This window comes from Streptomyces paromomycinus (assembly GCF_003865155.1).
Taxonomy (GTDB): domain Bacteria; phylum Actinomycetota; class Actinomycetes; order Streptomycetales; family Streptomycetaceae; genus Streptomyces; species Streptomyces chrestomyceticus.
Genome location: NZ_BHZD01000001.1, coordinates 2,167,057 through 2,186,590 on the forward strand (window position 1 = coordinate 2,167,057; position 19,534 = coordinate 2,186,590).

16 protein-coding genes are annotated in these 19,534 nt (G+C 75.9%); 14 read left to right on the forward strand and 2 right to left on the reverse strand.

What is annotated here, in order from left to right; all coding sequences use genetic code 11:
- Positions 1–77: 77 nt before the first annotated feature.
- Complete coding sequence (locus OEIGOIKO_RS08720) at positions 78–272, forward strand: DUF2795 domain-containing protein (RefSeq protein WP_125053445.1); 195 nt, start codon at positions 78–80, stop codon at positions 270–272.
- Positions 273–421: 149 nt separating this feature from the next.
- On the opposite strand, the gene OEIGOIKO_RS08725 is transcribed toward OEIGOIKO_RS08720, so the two are convergent.
- A complete protein-coding gene (locus OEIGOIKO_RS08725) occupies positions 422–1,690 on the reverse strand; it encodes an MFS transporter (RefSeq protein ID WP_246177275.1) in 1,269 nt (422 codons plus the stop codon).
- Positions 1,691–3,066: 1,376 nt separating this feature from the next.
- On the opposite strand from OEIGOIKO_RS08725, the gene OEIGOIKO_RS08730 reads away from it, so the two are divergent.
- The 13 genes from OEIGOIKO_RS08730 to OEIGOIKO_RS08790 all read left to right on the forward strand — a co-directional run bounded on the left by OEIGOIKO_RS08730 (position 3,067) and on the right by OEIGOIKO_RS08790 (position 17,678).
- Complete coding sequence (locus tag OEIGOIKO_RS08730) at positions 3,067–4,119, forward strand: glycosyltransferase family 9 protein (protein WP_125053447.1); 1,053 nt, start codon at positions 3,067–3,069, stop codon at positions 4,117–4,119.
- Positions 4,120–4,258: 139 nt separating this feature from the next.
- Positions 4,259–5,116 (forward strand): polysaccharide pyruvyl transferase family protein, encoded by an 858-nt coding sequence (locus tag OEIGOIKO_RS08735; RefSeq protein WP_125058587.1) that lies wholly within the window; start codon positions 4,259–4,261, stop codon positions 5,114–5,116.
- A 241-nt stretch (positions 5,117–5,357) separates the two neighbouring features.
- Complete coding sequence (locus OEIGOIKO_RS08740) at positions 5,358–6,320, forward strand: UDP-glucuronic acid decarboxylase family protein (protein ID WP_125053449.1); 963 nt, start codon at positions 5,358–5,360, stop codon at positions 6,318–6,320.
- Between the two features lie 116 nt (positions 6,321–6,436).
- Positions 6,437–8,218 carry a carbamoyltransferase family protein gene (locus OEIGOIKO_RS08745; RefSeq protein WP_125053451.1) on the forward strand — a complete coding sequence of 594 codons (1,782 nt, stop codon included), beginning with the start codon at positions 6,437–6,439 and terminating at the stop codon, positions 8,216–8,218.
- Positions 8,215–9,270, forward strand: coding sequence for a glycosyltransferase family 2 protein (locus OEIGOIKO_RS08750; RefSeq protein WP_125053453.1), 1,056 nt, complete (start codon positions 8,215–8,217; stop codon positions 9,268–9,270). Before OEIGOIKO_RS08745 ends, OEIGOIKO_RS08750 begins: the two co-directional genes overlap by 4 nt.
- A gap of 3 nt (positions 9,271–9,273) precedes the next feature.
- Entirely contained in the window at positions 9,274–9,969 is a 696-nt protein-coding gene (locus OEIGOIKO_RS08755; protein WP_125053455.1) for a D-glycero-alpha-D-manno-heptose-1,7-bisphosphate 7-phosphatase, read from the forward strand.
- Positions 9,966–11,135 carry a glycosyltransferase family 9 protein gene (locus tag OEIGOIKO_RS08760; RefSeq protein WP_246177276.1) on the forward strand — a complete coding sequence of 390 codons (1,170 nt, stop codon included), beginning with the start codon at positions 9,966–9,968 and terminating at the stop codon, positions 11,133–11,135. Before OEIGOIKO_RS08755 ends, OEIGOIKO_RS08760 begins: the two co-directional genes overlap by 4 nt.
- Positions 11,132–12,097 (forward strand): glycosyltransferase, encoded by a 966-nt coding sequence (locus OEIGOIKO_RS08765; RefSeq protein WP_125053457.1) that lies wholly within the window; start codon positions 11,132–11,134, stop codon positions 12,095–12,097. The genes OEIGOIKO_RS08760 and OEIGOIKO_RS08765 overlap by 4 nt, the downstream gene beginning before the upstream one ends.
- Entirely contained in the window at positions 12,094–13,335 is a 1,242-nt protein-coding gene (locus OEIGOIKO_RS08770) for a glycosyltransferase (protein ID WP_125053459.1), read from the forward strand. The genes OEIGOIKO_RS08765 and OEIGOIKO_RS08770 overlap by 4 nt, the downstream gene beginning before the upstream one ends.
- A 149-nt stretch (positions 13,336–13,484) precedes the next feature.
- Positions 13,485–14,132 (forward strand): D-sedoheptulose-7-phosphate isomerase, encoded by a 648-nt coding sequence (locus OEIGOIKO_RS08775; protein ID WP_125053461.1) that lies wholly within the window; start codon positions 13,485–13,487, stop codon positions 14,130–14,132.
- Positions 14,133–14,166: 34 nt separating this feature from the next.
- Positions 14,167–15,570, forward strand: coding sequence for a D-glycero-beta-D-manno-heptose 1-phosphate adenylyltransferase (gene rfaE2, locus OEIGOIKO_RS08780; protein ID WP_125053463.1), 1,404 nt, complete (start codon positions 14,167–14,169; stop codon positions 15,568–15,570).
- The gene (locus OEIGOIKO_RS08785; protein ID WP_371858900.1) at positions 15,567–16,496 is read left to right on the forward strand and encodes a glycosyltransferase family 2 protein; all 930 of its coding nucleotides are present in this window, start codon (positions 15,567–15,569) and stop codon (positions 16,494–16,496) included. The genes rfaE2 and OEIGOIKO_RS08785 overlap by 4 nt, the downstream gene beginning before the upstream one ends.
- 237 nt (positions 16,497–16,733) lie before the next feature.
- Positions 16,734–17,678 (forward strand): glycosyltransferase family 2 protein, encoded by a 945-nt coding sequence (locus tag OEIGOIKO_RS08790; protein WP_125053465.1) that lies wholly within the window; start codon positions 16,734–16,736, stop codon positions 17,676–17,678.
- A 105-nt stretch (positions 17,679–17,783) separates the two neighbouring features.
- Here the strand turns inward: OEIGOIKO_RS08790 and OEIGOIKO_RS08795 are convergent, their stop codons facing one another.
- Entirely contained in the window at positions 17,784–19,019 is a 1,236-nt protein-coding gene (locus OEIGOIKO_RS08795; protein WP_125053467.1) for a S8 family peptidase, read from the reverse strand.
- Between the last annotated feature and the right edge of the window lie 515 nt (positions 19,020–19,534).

Genomic DNA, 19,534 nt, shown 5'->3' on the forward strand with positions numbered 1-19,534 from the left:
TATTGCCCGGGTACCGGAGGGGCGGCCGCCCGGCAGTCCGCCGGACGGCACCCCACCCCCGTCAGTCGGAGGAACCCATGAGCGACACCAACCCGATCGAGCTCCAGAAGGCACTCAAGGGCGCGCACTACCCGGCGAGCAAGGACGACCTGGTCTCCTGTGCGGAAGGCAACCACGCGGGCAGGCAGATGATGGACAAGATCTCCCACATCCCCGGCAAGAGCTACGAGAACCCCGCCGAGGTGGAGAAGGCCGTCTTCAAGAACCGGTGAGCCGGGAACCGGTGAGCCGACAGCCGATGAGCCGGCCACCGGCGAGCCGACGACCGATGAGCCGGCAACCGGTGAGCGGCGCCCCGCGGGGCCGGTGACAGCCTCCGGGGGCCGGCGGGACATCCGTCCCCCGGCCCCCGGAGCGTCCCTCAGGCCACCGACCGGTAGTCCGCCGCCACGGCGGGGGCGGGCGCCGGTGCCAGCCAGGTGATCTGCCGGCGGGAGCGCAGCAGGGCGCCCGCGCCGATCGCCACGGCGATGATCAGACCGCCGGCCACCAGGGCGCCCCGGGCACCGGCCACCTCCATCAGGAGGCCGAGCAGCGGCGGCGCCACCAGACCCCACACCGTGCTCGCGCTGCGCCACACGCCCAGCACCCGGCCCCGCATGTTCGCGGGCGGGTCCGTCTGGAGCACCGTCGTACCGGCCGTGTCGGAGACCGACTCGACCACCGACATGGGCAGCACCAGGACGAGCAGGACGATCAGCGACGGCGACAGCCCGGCGAAGACCTGGAGCAGCGCACCGGCGGCGGCCAGCGCGCCGACCAGCTTGACCGACGGGTTGCGCAGCCGGGCGGCGAGGATCGCGCCGACGATGCCGCCCGCGGCCAGCACCGAGGAGACGGTGCCGAACGCTCCGGCGCCCGCCGCCAGCGGGCCGGTGACCAGGACCGCCAGGGTGAGCTGGTAGTTACGGCCGAAGATCGCGCTCAGCCCGGTGATGGCGGCCAGCGCCACCAGGCGCGGGCGGCGCAGGAAGAACGCCAGCCCGTCCCTGGCCCGGTCGCCGATCTCCTCCTCCGGCGCGCCCACGGCCTCCACGGCCTTCTCGGTGGCCTGCGAGGACTTCGCGGGCTCCCGCAACGCCTCGCCGACCGGCCGCAGGAACGGGATGACGGCCGCGACGAACAGGAAGGACACGCCGTTGGCCGCATAGGCGGCACCGGCGCCCAGGAAGCCGACGGCGACACCCGCCAGGGCCGTACCGCCGAGGCGCCCGACGCTGTGCACCAGCGAGCCGACCGCGATGGCGGACGGCACGTCCTCCCGCCGTACGAGGTCGTTGCCGAGCAGGGCGGTGGCGGGCCCGTCGATCGTGGCGATCAGGCCGGTGACGGCGGCCAGCGCCATCAGCAGCCCGTAGTTGAGCTGGCCGGTCGCGACCAGGGCCGCGGTCGTGAAGGCGACCAGGCCCAGTACGGCCTGGCTCAGCCCGGCGGTGAGCTTGCGCGGCCAGCGGTCCACGGCGGCGCCGCCGAACAGGCCCATGATCAGGCCGGGCCCGGCTTGTACGGACAGCGACAGACCGGTGGCCGCGGCGGAGCCGGTGAGCTGCAGCACCAGCAGGTTCTGCACGGTGAGCTGCATCCAGGTGCCGGCGTTGGACACCAGGTTCGCCACCGACCACCAGCGCATGCTGCGGTACCGCAGGGAGCGCCACGGCGCGTGGTCGCCGCCGTCGCCCTTGGCCTTGCGGCCCAGGAGGTACCGGAAACCGCCGGCGCGTCGGCGGACATTTTTTTCGGTTTCGACTGTTTCGGGGGTTTCCGGAGCGGGAATCGTTGCGTGAGAATCCGCCTGCGCCGGGACCCGGGCAGCGGAACGGACGGAAGAAGACACAGCGGCAGAAACTTCGTGAAGAGCCCAGCAGGCTCGGAGCGCGGCTCGGCGGGCACGGGGCACGTCTGCGTGCGGCGTGGGCACCGATTCGGTCGGAATGCCGGCCTCTCCCGGTCCGTGGCGACGGACCCTCTCAGGCACAGCAATGTCACATCTTCACAGACGGCTCCCGGCCGGGGGAACACTTGGCCGGGAGCCGGTCGTGCCGTGGAGGCGTGCGAGGCCCGTGGATCCCGTGTGCCGCAAGGGGTGGCGGGGGTGGGTGGGGTTGCTCACAGAGGTGGTTCGGGGCGGCCGGGGCTCGGGGCGGCCGGGAGCCTACGGGGCGGCGAGACCGGAGCCGGAGGCGGCGAAGCCGGGGCAGAGGGCGTTGGGGCCGGGCCGGGGCGAACAGGGCCAGGCCGGGCCGGGCCAAAGCTTGCGCGCCAGGACCGGGCCGGGAGCGGGCCGGGCGGGGGCGAGCCACCCGCCTAACGGGACGCACCCCCACATCCCCCACTCGCGCCAGGACCCGGCCGGGAACAGGCCGGGCGGGAGCGAGCCACCCGCCTTACGGGGCGCACCCCCACATCCCCCCACCGGGGGCTTACCCAAACGCAGCCGCACGGAAGCCCGCGCCCCCAGACCGAGCCGGGGCCGAGAGCCGGGACCGAACCGAGCCGGGGCCGAGCGCCGGGACCGAACCGAGCCGGGGCCGGGCCCGAACAGCCGAAACCGGAGCGCCCGGAGCGGCGCCCGGATCAGGGCGCGAGATCGAGTACGCGGACCGGGCGGCCCAGTCACCGTTTGGACATGGCCGTGTCGTCGAGGACGATGTGCCCGCGACGACAACCCTTCGGCGGCAGCCGCGGCGGCCAGTCGCTCCTTGGCTTCGGCCGGCAGACGGACGGTGGCGTCAGGCCTCGTCGTCGCGCTCCCTTCTCCTGGCCCGGATCACGGGCCCGGATCACAGGTACGTACCGGGCCCGTCCCCCTTCGGCAGCCCACTCGACCGGCTGCGGGTGAACCTGTGACGACGGAAGGACTCCCCCCGGTCGCGCCCCGCCCCCACCGCCCGCACATTGGAGTGCAGCGGGGCGTGCCCTGGAGGCGGGCCCGCGCTGTCCCGTACTGCCCCGCGCCCGGGGATCCGGCGTCGTCGGGGCTCGCTGGAATGCCGAGGAGGCACCCCTATGGCCCCGGCCCGCAGCTCTCGCCCGCGTGATCCGCTCCGCCTGCCCGACCGGCCCCGCATCCTGGTGCTCAGGGCGCTCGGGCTCGGGGACCTGCTGACGGCGGTGCCCGCGCTGCGGGCCCTGCGCACCGCCCATCCGCGGCACGAGCTGGTGCTGGCGGCGCCCTCGCGGCTCGGCGCGGCCGCGGCGGCCACGGGCGTGGTCGACCGGCTGCTGCCCGCGTCGGCGCCCGCCCGCGGCGTGCCGCGGGTGATCGACTGGACCGGGCCGCCGCCCGCCGTCGCCGTGGATCTGCACGGCAACGGGCCCGCCAGCCACCTGCCGCTGCAGGCGCTGCGCCCGGCCCGGCTGCTCGCGTACGCGCATCCGGCCACCCCGCGGATCGCGGGTCCGGTCTGGCGCGAGGACGAGCACGAGCGCAGCCGCTGGTGCCGGCTGCTGACCTGGTACGGCATTCCGGCGGACCCCGGGGATCTGCGAATCGGCGCGCCTGCGGAGCCCTCCCCCGCGCCGGGCGCGGTCGTGGTGCACCCCGGAGCGGACGCCGGGGCGCGCCGCTGGCCGCCGGAACGGTTCGCCGCGGTGGCGCACGCGCTGCACCGGGCGGGGCGCCGGGTGGTCGTCACGGCGGGTGACGGTGAGGGGCCGCTCGCCCGGCAGGTCGCCGCACAGGCGGGGCTGCCGCCGTCGGCGGTGCTGGGCGGTACGGCGGACGTGCCGTTCGGGGAGCTGGCGGCGCTGGTCGCCGGGGCCCGTGCGGTGATCGTGGGCGACACCGGGCTCGCGCACCTGGCCAGCGCCCTCGGCACGCCGTCCGTCGTGCTCTTCGGCCCGGTCGCGCCGCGGCTGTGGGGCCCGCCCGAAGTGCCCCGGCACCAGGTGCTGTGGCACCCGGGCCACCTGGACCGGGCCCGCCCCGGGGACGCGCACGGCGACCAGCCGGACCGGCGGCTGCTGCGGATCACGGCGGCTGAGGTGCTGACGGCCGTGGCGCGGCTGCCCGAGCCCGTCCGGGTTCCGGAGCGGCCGGTCGCGGCGCCGGTGCTGTGAGGGCGCCGGGAGCACGGCGCGCCGCCGGGGCCTCCGCCAGGGCTTCCGTGCGGGCGGCGCCGTGACCGGAGGCCGCCCGTCGCGGGTCCTGCTGACCGGGTGGTTCAGCTTTCTGCACGGCGAGGTGACGGCCGGCGACATGCTGGCGGCCGAGGCCGTGCAGGACGCGCTGGACGGTGCCGGGTTCGCGTACGACACGGCCTGGTCGCCGGTGTTCCGGCCGGGCGCGCTGCACCTGGACGGCGCCGATCCCGCCCGGTACAGCGATCTCGTCTTCGCCTGCGGCCCGGTGCACTCCCGTCCTCCGCCGGACGGCGGGCCGAGTCCGCTGCTCGCGCTGCACGACCGGTTCGCGGGGTGCCGCCGGGTGGCCGTCGGCGTGTCCGTACCCGATCCGGACGATCCGGCGGTGACCCGCTTCGACGACGTGCTGCCCCGCGACACCGCCGGGCAGCCGGCCGGGGCGCAGGATCTGAGCCTGCGGGCTCCGGCGGCGTCGGGCCTGCCGCTCGTCGGCGTCGTCCTGACCGGCGGGCAGCACGAGTACGGTGCCCGCCGCCGGCACACCGAGGTCGGCGACGTACTGACGGACTGGCTGCGCACGGTCGAGGCGGCGCGTCTGCCGATGGACACCCGCCTGGACTCGCGCGACTGGCGGCTGCCCGCGACGCCGGACGAACTCCACGCCGTACTGGCCCGGCTGGACGTGGTGGTGACCACCCGGCTGCACGGCATGGTCCTGGCACTGCGGGCGGGCACCCCGGCGCTCGCCGTGGATCCCGTCGCGGGCGGCGCGAAGGTCGCCGCGCAGGCGGCGGCGCTGGGCTGGCCCGCGGTGCTGCGCTGCGAGCAGGCGGGCGCGGCGGAGCTGGACCGGCTGCTGGCCTGGTGCCTGTCGGAGCGGGGCCGGGCCCGGGCCGCGCGGCACACGGTCCGGCCGGGCGGCGGCGGGCTGCTCGACGGGCTGCTGCGGTGCCTGGCCCAGCCGTACGGGTGACTGTGGGGCGGCGGTTGTCCCCGGGGACGCGCCGGGGGCGTGCCCGGATGCGTACGCGATGCCGCCTGTTGCCGGGGGGCGTTCGGCCCGGGGGCGGCCGGACGGGCGTCGGCGGTTTCCGGGAAGGCGACTTTTCACCATAAGACAGGTCATGACGGGACGCAGGTTCGCCTAGCGTCACGTTTTTCCTGAAGCAGGCGAGGCACCCGATTCGGGGCAAACCCCTAGTCGAGGGAGTCCCATGAACGCCGCTCTTTCCCGGAACTGGAAACACGCCGTGGTGACCGGCGGTGCGGGTTTCGTCGGCTCGCACCTGTGCACCGCACTGCTGGCCCAGGGCGCCTGCGTCACCTGTGTCGACGACCTGAGCACCGGAGCGCCGGAGAACATCGCCCCGCTGCGCGGGATACCCGGGTTCACATTCGTGGAGGCCGACGTCACCGAGCCGTTCCGGATCGGGCCCGACGTGGACCTCGTCCTGCACTTCGCCTCCCCGGCCTCCCCCGCCGACTACCTGCGGTTGCCCCTGCACACGCTGGACACCGGCAGCCTCGGCACGCGCAACGCGCTCGCCGTGGCGCGGGCGCACGGGGCGCGCTTCGTCCTCGCGTCGACCTCCGAGGTCTACGGCGACCCGCAGCAGCATCCGCAGAGCGAGACCTACTGGGGCAACGTCAACCCGGTCGGCCCGCGCAGCGTGTACGACGAGGCGAAACGTTTCGGGGAAGCGTTGACCACGGCCGAGGCGAACACCCACGGCACCGACACCGGCATCGTGCGGCTGTTCAACACCTACGGGCCGCGGATGCGGGGCCACGACGGCCGCGCCGTGCCGACGTTCATCCGGCAGGCGCTGGCCGGGGAGCCGCTCACCGTCACCGGGGACGGGCTGCAGACCCGGTCCCTGTGCCACGTGGACGACACCGTCAGGGGCATCCTCGCGGCGGCCGCCTCCGACCTGCGCGGACCGGTCAACCTGGGCAACCCGGTCGAGATCACCATGCTCGAACTCGCCCACCTGATCACCGAACTGACCGGCTCCCGCTCCCCGGTCCGGTACATCGAGCGGCCCACCGACGACCCCGCGGTCCGCTGCCCCGACATCACGATGGCCCGCGGCAAGCTCCAGTGGGAGCCCGAAGTGGCGCACCGGGACGGCCTGGCGCGCACCGTCGCGTGGTTCCGCAAGCGGCAAGGGACCTGACACCGCCTCCGGTTCCGGCCGTCCCGGGGCCGGAGCCCGCGGCGTGCGGCCGTCCCGGCCGAGACCGGGCGGCGGGCCGGGCGCCGTCCACCCCGACGAAAGGCCAGCGAAACCCCATGCGCATTCTCGGCATCAACGCGCTCTTCCACGACCCCGCCGCCGCCCTCGTCGTCGACGGGCAGACCGTGGCCGCCGCCGAAGAGGAACGCTTCTCCCGGCGTAAACACGGCAAGCGGCCGCTGCCCTTCTCCGCCTGGGAGACACCCGACCAGGCCGCCGCCTGGTGCCTGGCCACGGCCGGCCTGCGCCCCGAGGACCTGGACGCGGTGGCGTACTCCTTCGACCCCCGGCTCGCCCGGCCGGCCGACCAGATGGGCCTGGACGACCCCTGGGACCACCTGCGCCTGACGTACGCGCGCGAGGCCCCCGGATTCCTCCAGACCGCGCTGCCGGGGCTCGACCCGCAGCGGGTCCGGTACGTGCCGCACCACATGGCGCACGCCGCGTCCGCCGCGTTCGGCGCGCCGGACGCCGACAGCTCCTCGGTGCTCGTGCTCGACGGCCGCGGCGAGGCGACCTCGCACCTGGCCGCGCAGCGTGTCCAGGGCAAGCTGGAGCCGCTGCACGGGCAGGAGCTGCCGCACTCGCTCGGCCTGGTCTACGAGGAGCTGACCGCGCACCTCGGATTCCTGCGCTCCTGCGACGAGTTCAAGGTGATGGCGCTCGCCTCGTACGGCACCCCCCGGATGCTGCCCGAGCTGCGCCGCTACGTGTATCCCACCGGCGACGGCGGCTTCCACGCCGCGCACGTGCCGTGGAGCGACCTGTGCGTGCCGCGCCATCCGGACGAGCCGTGGAGCCAGGCGCACGCCGACCTCGCCGCCAGTGCCCAGCTCGTCCTGGAGGAGACGCTGCTGGACCTGGCCCGCTGGCTGCACGGCCGCACGCACGACAGCGTGCTGACGCTGGCCGGCGGGGTGGCGCTGAACTGCGTCGCCAACGCGCGGATCGCGCGCGAGGGGCCGTTCGGCCGGGTGTGGGTGCAGCCCGCGGCCGGTGACGCCGGGACCGCGCTCGGCGGCGCGCTGCTGCTGAGCGCCCAGGGCGGCGAGGAGCCCGCGCCGATGCCCGGCGCCGACCTCGGCCGCGGCTGGTCCGACACGGAGCTGGAGGCGTGGCTGCGGACCGCCGCCGTGCCCTTCGAGCGGCCGGCGGACATCGCCGCGACCGTCGCCGAGGCGCTGGCGGAGAACGCCGTCGTCGCGTGGTTCCAGGGGCGTTCGGAGTACGGTCCGCGGGCGCTCGGCCACCGCTCCCTGATGGCGCACCCCGGTCACTCCGCGAATCTGGAGCGGCTCAACGACGTCAAGGGCCGTGAGCAGTTCCGGCCGGTGGCGCCGATGGTGCTCACCGACCGGGCCGGCCGGATCTTCGACGGCCAGCTGCCCAGCCCGTACATGCTCTTCGTGCACGACGTGGCCAAGGAGTGGCGGGAGCGCATCCCGGCCGTGGTGCACGTGGACGGCACCGCCCGTATCCAGACCGTGGACCGGGACGACGAGCCGCTGGTGGCCCGGATGCTGGCGGAGTTCGAGCGGCTGACCGGGCTGCCCGTCGTCGTCAACACGAGCCTGAACACCGCGGGCCGCCCGATGGTGGACGACCCGAGGGACGCGCTGGAGTGCTTCGGTTCCACACCCGTCGACCTGCTGGCCATCGGGCCGTTCGCGGTACGGCGGGACGCGTTCTTCGCCGCCGGGACCCGGTCGGCGCACCGCGCCGAGGTGCTGTCCATCCCGGCCGGGACCGAGGAGGAGGTCGCGCCCACCTCGTACGACCAGTTGGCGCGGCCCGTGCAGGCGCCGGTCGCGGGCAGCGGTGAGGGGGCGGTCCGATGACCTCGCCGACCGCCGCCGACCACGCTGTGGTGATCCCCACCCTCGGGCGGCCCAGCCTGACGGCGTGCCTGCGGGCACTGGCAGAGGCCGAGGGCCCGCCACCGCTCCAGGTGGTGCTGGTGGACGACCGGCCGCTGGACGACTGCACCCCGCTGCCGGCCGAGATCCCCGAGGCGCTGCGCGACCGTACGAAGGTCGTGCCGGGCTGCGCGCGGGGGCCCGCGGCGGCCCGCAACACCGGCTGGCGGGCGGCGGACGCGACGCCGTGGGTGGTCTTCCTCGACGACGACGTGGTGCCCGGACCCACCTGGGGCACGGACCTGGCCGCCGATCTCGCCGCCGCGTCACCGCGGACAGCCGGGATCACCGCGCGCATCGCCGTACCGGTGCCACCGGAGCGCCGGTCCACGGACTGGGAGCGCAACACGGCCGGGCTGGCCACCGCCAAGTGGATCACCGCGGACATGGCGTACCGGCGGGACGCGCTGGAGTCCGTCGACGGCTTCGACGAGCGGTTCCGGCGCGCCTTCCGGGAGGACGCCGACCTGGCGCTGCGGGTCCTGGCGGCCGGCTGGACGCTGGCGGCCGGCACCCGCCGCACCACGCATCCGGTGCGGCCGGCCGGCCGCTGGGTCTCCGTACGGCTCCAGGCGGGCAACGCCGACGACGTCCTGATGACCCGTAAGCACGGCCGGGCCTGGTGGCACCACGCGGACGCGCCGCGCGGCCGGCTGCCGTGGCACCTGGCGGTGACGGCGGCGGCCGGGGCCTCGCTGGCCTGTGCCGTGGCCGGGCGGCGCGGGGCGGCGCTGGCGCTCGCCGGGGCCTGGCTGGGCGGGACGGCGGAGTTCGCGTGGGCGCGGATCGCGCCGGGGCCCCGTACCCGGGACGAGGTGGTCACGATGGCGGTGACCAGCGCGCTCATCCCGTCGGCCGCCGTCGGGCACTGGCTGCGCGGGCTGGTGCGGCACCGCCGGGTGGCGCCGCTGAGCGTCCGGCCGGCGCCCGCCGCGCCGCTGGCCGAGCCGCAGCCGGTTCCGGAGCGGGTGTAGCCCGTGGGCAGGGACAGGGATCAGGGTGCCACGGCGGTCGCCGCTCCGGCGGTGGGCCGCGAGGGGACCGGGCGTCTGTGGCTGTACGCGCCGGGGCGGAGTGCTCCGGCGCGGGTGCCGGTACCGGTGCCCGCGAGGGCGCGGCCGTCCGGCGGCACGGGCCCGCTGGAGGCGGTGCTCTTCGACCGGGACGGGACGCTGGTGGCCGACGTGCCGTACAACGGTGACCCGGCGCTGGTGGAGCCGATGCCCGGAGCGCGCGCGGCCCTGGACGCCGTTCGGGCGTGCGGTCTGGCGGTGGGCGTGGTGAGCAACCAGTCCGGCGTTGCGCGCGGTCTGCTGAGCGGCGCGCAAGTCGCGGCCGTACGGCAGGAAGTCGAGGACCGGCTCGGACCGTTCGGCGTCTGGGCGGTGTGCCCGCACGGGCCCGGTGACGGCTGCGGCTGCCGCAAGCCCGCGCCCGGTCTGGTCCTCGCGGCCTGCGCGTTCCTCGGTGTCTCCCCCGCGCGGACCGCCGTGGTCGGCGACATCGGCGCCGACGTGGACGCGGCGCGGGCCGCCGGCGCGCGCGGGGTGCTCGTGCCGACGCCGGTGACGCGCGCGGAGGAAGTCACGGCGGCGCCGGAGTACGCCTGTGATCTGCCGGGCGCCGTACGGCTGTTGTTGTACGGCCCGGGTGACGGGGAGGGCGCCGTATGAGCACGGCCCCGCGCACCCTCGTCGTGCGGCTGGACAGCGCGGGCGACGTGCTGCTGGCCGGTCCGGCGGTACGCGCCGTGGCGGCGGGCTCCTCGTACACGGCGCTGCTGTGCGGGCCGTTGGGCGAGCGTGCGGCACGGCTGCTGCCCGGGGTGGACGAGGTGATCGTGCACGACGCTCCGTGGGTGGGCCTGCGGCCCGCGCCGGTGGACCGGCAGGTCACGGAGGCGCTGGTGGACACCCTCGCGGCGGGCCGGTTCGACCGGGCACTGGTGCTCGTGTCGTACCACCAGAGCCCGCTGCCCGCGGCACTGCTGCTCAAGCTCGCCGGGATCGGCTGGGTCGCGGCGGACAGCGTGGACTATCCGGGCGCCCTGCTGGACCTGCGGCACCACCGCAGGCCGGAGCGGCACGAGGCCGAGGCCGCGCTGGACCTGGCGCGGGACGCCGGTTTCGCCCTGCCGCCGGACGACGACGGCGCCCTGGGTGTCCTCCCGCCGCCCGACACCACGCCGCTGACCGGCGGCGACCCGTACGTCGTGCTGCACCCGGGCGCCGCCGTGCCGGCCCGCGCGTGGAGCGCGGCGCGGGCGACGCGGGCGGCGGGCGCGCTGAGCGCGGCGGGCCACCGGGTGATCGTCACCGGCGGGCCCGGCGAACGGGACCTGACCGCCGCCGTCGCGGGCGGCCACGCACTGGACCTCGGCGGGCGCACCGACGCCCACCAGCTCGCCGGGGTGCTGGCCCGCGCGCGGGCGGTGGTCGTCGGCAACACCGGTCCCGCACACCTGGCCGCGGCCGTGGGGACGCCCGTCGTCTGCCTGTTCGCGCCGGTGGTCCCGGCGCGGCTGTGGGCCCCGTACGGGGTGCCGCACGTCCTGCTCGGCGACCAGGAGGCGCCGTGCGCGGGCAGCCGCGCCCGGCGGTGCCCGGTGCCCGGCCACCCCTGTCTCGACACGGTCAGCGACACCGCGCTGCTCGCGGCCGTGTCCCGGCTGACCGGCCCCGGCCGGCCGCCGGACGGCACCGTACGCGGCGCGCACCGGACCACCCGCCCGGCCGACCCCCCGCGGAAGAGCGGCACCCGGCCCGCGACCGGGTCCGCCCGGTCCGCTCCCGAATCCGCCCGGTCCGCGACCGACACCGAAAGAGGTGCGACCGTATGAACATCCTGCTCTGGCATGTCCACGGCTCCTGGACGACCGCGTTCGTCCAGGGACCGCACACCTACCTGGTGCCGGTCACCCCGGACCGCGGCCCCGACGGGCTGGGCCGGGCCCGTACCTTCCCCTGGCCCGACTCGGTGGTCGAGCAGACCCCGGCGGAACTGCGGCACGCCCCCGTCGACCTCGTCGTGCTGCAACGGCCGCACGAGGCCGACCTGGCGGAGCGCTGGCTGGGCGGGCGCCGTCCCGGCCGGGACGTACCCGCCGTCTACCTGGAGCACAACGCGCCGGACGGCGACGTGCCGCACACCCGTCACCCGTGCGCCGACCGCGACGACCTGGTTCTCGTCCACGTCACCCACTTCAACCGGCTGTTCTGGGACAGCGGCGGCACCCGTACGGAAGTGATCGAGCACGGCATCGTCGACCCCGGCCACCAGTACACCGGCCGGCTCGCCCGGGCCGCCGTCGTCACCAACGAGCCGGTCCGCCGCGGCCGTACGGTCGGCACCGACCTGCTGCCCGCACTGGCCGAAGCCGCCCCGCTGGACGTCTTCGGCATGCGCACCGACGGGCTCGCCGCACACCTAGGCCTGCCCCCGGACCGCTGCCGCACGGCCGACCTCCCGCAGGCCGAACTGCACGAGGCGATGGCGCAGCGCCGCTTCTACCTGCACCCGGTGCGCTGGACCTCGCTCGGCCTGTCGCTCCTGGAGGCCATGCACCTGGGGATGCCGGTGGTGGCCCTGGCCACCACCGAGGCCGCCGAGGCCGTGCTGCCCGGCACCGGCACCCTCTCCAACCGGCCCGAAATCCTGGCCCGGGCCGCCCGCATGTACCTGGAGGACCCCGACGCGGCGGCCGAGGACGGCGCGCGGGCCCGCCAGGCGGCGCTGGAGCGGTACGGGCTCAAGCGCTTCCTGCACGACTGGGAGCGTGTCCTCACGGAGGTGTCCGCATGACCTCGCCCGACACCTGCCCGCGCCTGTCCGTCGCGCTCGTGTCCGAGCACGCCAGCCCGCTGGCGGTCCTCGGCGGCGTCGACGCGGGCGGCCAGAACGTCCATGTCGCGCGCCTGGCCGGCGCGCTGGCCGACCGGGGGCACCGGGTGACCGTGTACACCCGGCGGGACTCCGCCGAACCGCCGGACGAGGTCGTGCTGCGGCCCGGCGTACGGGTCCGGCACGTCCCCGCCGGACCGCCGCGGCACGTCCCCAAGGACGCGCTGCTGCCGTACATGCCGGCGTTCGGCGACTTCCTCGCCGCCCAGTGGCGGGACCGGGCGCCGGACGTGGTCCACTCGCACTTCTGGATGTCCGGCCTGGCCGCGCTGCGCGCCACCCGCGAACTGGGGCTGCCGCTGGCCCACACGTACCACGCCCTGGGCACCGTCAAGCGGCGCCACCAACGGGACTCCGACACCAGCCCGCGCTCCCGCGTCACCGACGAGACAGCGGTCGGCGAGGGCTGCCACCGGGTGATCGCCACCTGCCGGGACGAGGTCACCGAACTGGGCCGGATGGGCATCACGGCGAGCAAGATAGACGTGGTGCCGTGCGGGGTCGACACAGCGCGCTTCACCCCCGACGGGCCGGCCGCCGACCACGGAACGCGGCGCCCGCTGCTCCTCCAGCTCGGCCGGCTCGTCCCGCGCAAGGGCGCCGAGGTCTCCATCGCCGCGCTGGCCCGGCTGCCCGAGGCCCAGCTCGTCATCGCCGGCGGGCCGCCCGCCGACCGGACGGACCAGGACCCCGAGATACGGCGGCTGCGCGGACTGGCGCGCGCCGCCGGGGTCGCGGACCGGGTGAGCTTCACCGGCGGCGTGCGGTGCGAGGACGTACCGCAGTTGCTGCGCGCCGCCGACGTGGTGCTGTGCCCGGCGGACTACGAGCCGTTCGGCATCGTGCCGCTGGAGGCCATGGCCTGCGGCACACCGGTCGTGGCCACCGCCGTCGGCGGGCAGCTGGACACCGTGTCCGACCCCGACTGCGGGCGGCTGGTGCCGCCCCGCGACCCGGCGGCGCTGGCCCGCGCCGTCGGCGAACTGCTCCGGGACGGCGCGGTACGGGCCGCCTGCGGCGCCGCGGGCCGCCGCCGGGTGCTGGCCCGGTACGGCTGGGAACAGGTCGCGGCCGGCACCGAAGCCGTCTACCTCGGTGTCCTGAGCCCGCGGCCCGCCGCCGTCACCGAGGTGGTGTGACCACCGGCCGCGCGCCCGCTGCCCGGCCGGTCCGGCACCGCGGCCCTCCCCGACTGTCCCTCGTCGCCGTCCAACGCCCTGTCCCCGCCGCAGACGTACGAAGGAGGTGCGGGCCCCAGCGCCACCGGCGCCCCGGGAGCCCGACGACCATGAGCCAACCCCTTGACGCCGCCCACCGCCACTGCCAGTCGCTCCAGGACGCGATAAGCACCCTGCGCCGGAACAGCCTGCGCCGGCTGGCCGAGTGGGGCACCCACCTCGGCACCGTGCTGCCCGTCGGCGGCCGGCTGCTCGCCGCCGGCAACGGCGGCAGCGCCGCCCAGGCCCAGCACCTGACGGCCGAACTGGTCGGCCGCTACCAGCAGGACCGCCCCGCCTACTCCGCCATCGCACTGCACGCCGAGACCTCCAGCGTCACCGCCATCGGCAACGACTACGGCTTCGGGCAGGTCTTCGCCCGGCAGGTCGCCGCACACGGCCGCCCCGGCGACGTGCTCCTGCTGCTGTCCACCTCCGGCCGCAGCGACAACCTGCTGGCCGCCGCCGAGACCGCGCGGGACGCCGAACTGCGGGTCTGGGCGCTGACCGGCCCCCGGCCCAACCCGCTGGCCGACGCCGCCGACGAAGCGGTGTGCGTGGACTCCCCGAGCAGCGCGACCGTCCAGGAGGCGCACTTGATCGCGGTGCACATCCTGTGCGAGCACTTCGACGCCGTCAGCGGCGCGCCCCGGGCCGCACAGGCCGCGGCGGGCGTCCCGTTGGAAGTCGCGGTGGCGGACCGGGACGGCGCGCTGTGAACGCCCGCCGTGCCGACGCGCCCGGGAGGCGGTCATGAGGAACCGTCAGCCTCTGGTGGTCGTGGGTGACGTCCTCCTCGACCGGGACATCGACGGTGACGCCTCGCGCCTGGCGCCGGACGCGCCCGCCCCCGTCGTGGACGTCACCGACGACCGCAGCCGGCCGGGCGGCGCCGGTCTGGCCGCCGCGCTCGCCGCGCGGTCCGGGCGCGAAGTGGTCCTGGTGACCGCGCTGGGCCCGGACCCGGCGAGCGAGGCGGTACGGCGCGCGCTGCGCGGGACCGTACGCCTGGTGGAGATCCCCCTCGAAGGCCGGCTCCCCGAGAAGACGCGGGTGATGGCCTCCGGCCGTCCCCTGGTGCGGTTCGACCGCGGCGGCGGACGGCCGGGCGAGCCCGGCCCCGCGGTGCGCGAGACGCTCGCCGGGGCCCGCGCCGTCCTCGTCGCCGACTACGGGCGCGGTACGGCGGCGGCGGTCCACGGCCTGCTCGCCGAGGTGGCGCGCCGGGTCCCGCTGCTGTGGGACCCGCACCCCAAGGGCGGCACGCCCGTACCGGGGGCGCGGCTGGTCACGCCCAACGCGTCCGAGGCCCGTGCCCTGACCTCCGGCGAGGACCGGTCGCTGCGCGCCTGCGCCGTACGGGGTGCCCAACTGGCCGCCGAATGGCGGGCGGCGGCCGTCGCGGTGACGCTCGGCGTGCGCGGCGCGCTGCTGGCCAGGGCGGGCAGTGACTCGCCGATGCTGGTACCCGCGCCGTACCGGGCCGACGGCGACCCGTGCGGTGCGGGCGACTGCTTCGCCGCCACGGCGGCCGCCGCGCTGGCCGACGGCGCGCTGCCCGAGGAGGCCGTACAACGGGCCGTCGCCGAGGCCGCCGCCTTCGTCGCGGCGGGCGGCGCGGGCAACCGCGCCCTGTGGCGCACCGCTCCGCCACCGGACCGGCCGGCGCCGGAACGGCCCGCCGACCCGTTCGAACTGGCCCGGTCCGTGCAGGCCAGGGGCGGGACGGTGGTCGCCACCGGCGGCTGCTTCGATTTGCTGCACGCCGGGCACGTGGGCCTGCTGGAGAGCGCCCGGCGGATCGGCGACTGCCTCATCGTCTGCGTCAACTCCGACACGTCCGTCACCCGCCTCAAGGGTCCGGGACGGCCGCTCACCCGGGCGGCGGACCGCACCCGCGTCCTGGCCGGGCTGGGCAGCGTCGACGCCGTCGCCGTCTTCGACGAGGACTCCCCCGTCGAACTGCTGCGGCGGCTGCGGCCCGACGTGTGGGTCAAGGGCGGCGACTACTCCGTGGACGCGCTCCCAGAGGCGGCCACCCTGCGCGAGTGGGGCGGCCAGGCGCTCGTCCTGCCCTACCTGGACGGCCGGTCCACGACCGCGCTGGCCCGGCGGGCGGCCCGCGCGGCGGCGCCCGGCCCGGGGTACCGGCCGTGACTGCGCGGACGGCGGAAGCGCCGGACGCCGTGGCCGCGCCGGGCGCCCGGCCGGCGCCCCTGGTGGGCATCGTCATGATCACCCGGGACCGCCGCGAGCGCCTGCTCGGCACGCTGGAGCGGGTGACGCGGCTGCCCGAAGCACCGCCCGTCGTGGTCGTGGACAACGGCTCGTCGGACGGCACCGCGGACGCCGTCCGCGCGCGCTTCCCCGCCGTACGGGTCCTCACCCCCGGCCGCAACCTCGGCGCGGTCGGCCGTACGTACGGTGCCGCCGCCCTCGACACACCGCTCGTCGCGTTCAGCGACGACGACTCCTGGTGGGAACCCGGCGCCCTGGCCCGCGCCGCCGAGGTGTTCGCGGCACACCCCCGGCTGGGACTGGCCGCCGCCAGCACCCTCGTCGGTACGGACGCCGACGCCGACGCCGACCCGCTGAACGCGGTCCTCGCCGCCTCCCCGCTCGGCCGTGAACCCGACCTGCCGGGACCGTCCGTCCTCGGCTTCCTGGGCTGCGCCGCCGTCGCCCGCCGGGACGCCTTCCTGGAAGCCGGCGGCTACCACCCCGTCCTCCACTTCGGCGCCGAGGAGACCCTGCTGGCCATGGACCTCGAAGCACGCGGCTGGGGCGTCGCCTACTGCCCCGCCCTCGTCGCCCGGCACGTGCCCGACGGCGCGGGCGGCGCCCCCCGCCCCGGCCGCACCGCCCGCGTACGCCGCAACGCCCTGCTCACCGCCTGGCTGCGCCGCCCGCTCCGGCACGCCTTCGCGCACACCCTGCGGCTGGCGCTGGACGGCCGTACGGACCCGGAGGCACGCCTCGCCCTGAGCGAGGCGGTACGCCGTCTGCCGGCCGCGCTGGCCCGCCGGCGGCCGTTGCCGGGGCTGGTGGAACGCCGGGTGCGGGCGCTGGAGATGACGCCGTGAGGGGGCCGCGAGGGGGCCACGTGCGGGATCCGTGTGCGGGATCCGTGTGCGGGGGCCACGTGCGGGATCCACGTGCGGGATCCGTGTGCGGGATCCGTGTGCGGGATCCACGCAGTACCCCGAGCGCACCGGCCCGCCGTTGCATCCGCATCGCACCGGCCCGCGGCCGCCCCCTCCGCCGCCCCGCGCCGGAACCCCGGTGCCAGGCATGACCGCACCGACCCGAGGAAACCTCCCGTGACCGATCCGCGCACCACCGTCATCGTCATCACCCGCAACCGCAGCGACGATCTGCTGCACACCCTCGACCGGCTCGCCGAACTGCCGGAGAAGCCGCCCGTCGTCGTGGTGGACAACGGTTCCACGGACGGCACCGCGTCCGCCGTCCGCCGCCATCCCCTCGCGCCGCGGCTCATCCCGCTGGCGCACAACGCCGGGGCGGTGGGCCGCAATCTGGCCGCGCGGGTGGCGGCCACGCCGTACCTCGCGTTCTGCGACGACGACTCGTGGTGGGAGCCCGGCGCCCTGGCCGGGGCGGCCGACCTGCTGGACGCGTACGGGCGGCTGGGCGCGGTGACCGCGCGCATCATGGTCCACCCGCACCCGGACGCCCCGGAGGCGGGCGCCGCGCCCGGCGCCGGCCCGGATGAGCCCGTCGAGGACCCGATCGTCCAGGAGCTGCGGCACTCCCCGCTGCCCGCCCCTTCGTGGCTGCCGGGGCCGGCGCTCGGCTCGTTCCTCGCGGCGGCCACGGTGCTGCGCGCCGACGCCTTCCGGGCGGCGGGCGGCTTCTCGCCCCGGCTGGTCCTGGGCGGCGAGGAGGAGCTGCTCGCCGCGGACCTCGCGGCCGACGGCTGGTGGCTGGCGTACGCCGACCGGCTCACCGTCCACCACCGGGCGTCGCCGCACCGCGACGCGACCCTGCGCCGGCGCCAGGGCATCCGCAACACCCTGTGGTTCACCTGGCTGCGCAGGCCGCTGCCGGCCGCCGTGCGCCGGACGCGGGTGCTCGCCTCGACGGTGCCCAGGGACGCGGTGTCCGTAAGGGCGTTCGCCGAGGCCGCCGGCGGTCTGCCGTGGGTGCTGCGGGAACGGCGCCCGCTGCCGCGGGAGGTGGAGAGCCGGCTGCGGCTGCTGGAGGCGCCGCAGCGGGAGTCGACGGCCCGGCGGTACTGCGGCTGAGCCGGTCCGTGCGCCTGCCGGGGCCCCGGACAGCGCGACGCCGGCCGTCGTGCCCCGTGGGGGCGAGCGCGACGGCCGGCGTCCGGAGCCGAACGGGCGGTGCGGTTACTTCTCGCCGACCTTCAGCAGCTTGTTGGGCGTGCCCTCGCTCGCGTTCTTGATCTTGTCGGGCGTGGCGCCGTCGGTCAGCGCCGCGGCGACCGCGTCCGGCTTGGCGTCCTGGTGGCCGCTCAGGTAGACCGCGGCGGCACCCGCGACGTGCGGGGTGGCCATGGACGTACCGGAGATGGTCTTGGTGCCCTGGTCGCTGTCGTTCCAGGCCGAGGTGATGTCCGAACCGGGCGCGTAGAGGTCCACCGCGCTGCCGAAGTTGGAGAAGTCGGACTGCTCGTCGGTGCCGGTGCTGGAGGCGACCGTGATGGCCTCCTTGACCCGCGCCGGGGAGCCCTGGCCCGCGTCGGTGGACTCGTTGCCCGCCGCCACGGCGAAGGTGACGCCGGCGGCGACCGCCTTCTGGACCGCCGCGTCCAGCGCCTCGTCGGCGCCGCCGCCCAGCGACATGTTCGCCACCGAGGGGCCCTTGTGGTTCTTGGTCACCCAGTCGATGCCCGCGACGACCTGCTCGGTGGAGCCGGAGCCCTGGTCGTCCAGCACCCGGACGGCCACGATCTTGGCCTTCTTGGCGACGCCGTGCGCCTTGCCGGCGATGGTGCCCGCGACGTGGGTGCCGTGGCCGTTGCCGTCGGTGGCGTCGTTGTCGCCGTCGACCGCGTCGAAGCCGGAGGAGGCGCGGCCCTCGAAGTCCTGGTGCGTGGTGCGCACACCGGTGTCGATGACGTACGCGGTGACGCCCTCACCCGCGCTGTCGGGGTAGGTGTACTTCTTGTCGCCCTGGGTGTCGGCCTGGTCGATGCGGTCCAGGCCCCACGACGGCGGGTTCTCCTGGGTGCCGTCGATGTGGAACTTCTTGTTCTGCACGACCTTGTCGACGGCCGGGTCGGCGGCCAGACGACGGGCCTCCTCGGCGCTGAGGCCGGTGGCGGAGAAACCGTTCAGCGCGGCCGAGTAGGTCCGCTTGACCTCGCCGCCGTACTTGCCGGCCAGATCCTTGTTCTGCTCCGCCTGGACCCCGGCGCTGCGCACCGTGTTCTCAGGGTTCTTCAGCATGACGATGTAGCTGCCGCTGACGGCGCCCTTGGCCTCGGCGCCGTAGATCTTGCCCTCGGCGGGCGACGCGCCCGCGGTGACCGCGGTGACCGTGGCGATACCGGTCGCGGCGACCACGGCGGTTATCGCGGTGACGAGCCGCTTCTTGCTGGAACGCTTGTGAGCGTGAGCCATTCGAGGGTTCTCCTCGTTCGGGAAGTGTGGGGGGAAAGCGTTGCGCAACAGCCCGGACGGACAAGAAGATCTCCGCCGGGCTGGCTCGAAACCCTGTCGGATTGACGGGGTCAATTCAAGGCCGACCGGGCGTTGTGAGATAAGCAACAAGCCTGCGTAATTGCAAACGGCCACAGAAGGGGCCAAATACACGCCGGGGCTGCTCGACGGTACGTCAACTCCGTTCACAAAGCGGCAACATGACGCAGGTCAGGCGCGGTACGGGCATCGAAGTTACCGACGGTACGGAGCGTGGCGTGGCGAAGTGCGGAAAAACCCGCCGCTACGGGGAACAGTCGGGCGATCACCCCCGCCACCGCCGCACTTCTTCACAGATCAACAATCCCCGGCCGACGCTCCCGCAATCCTCGGCATAACACTTCCGAGGCGTGGCATCACTCACTCGCGACCACATACCCGGCCGAACACTGACCGACCCCCGGCCGAATCCGCCTTGTACGCAACGCAATTCCCCC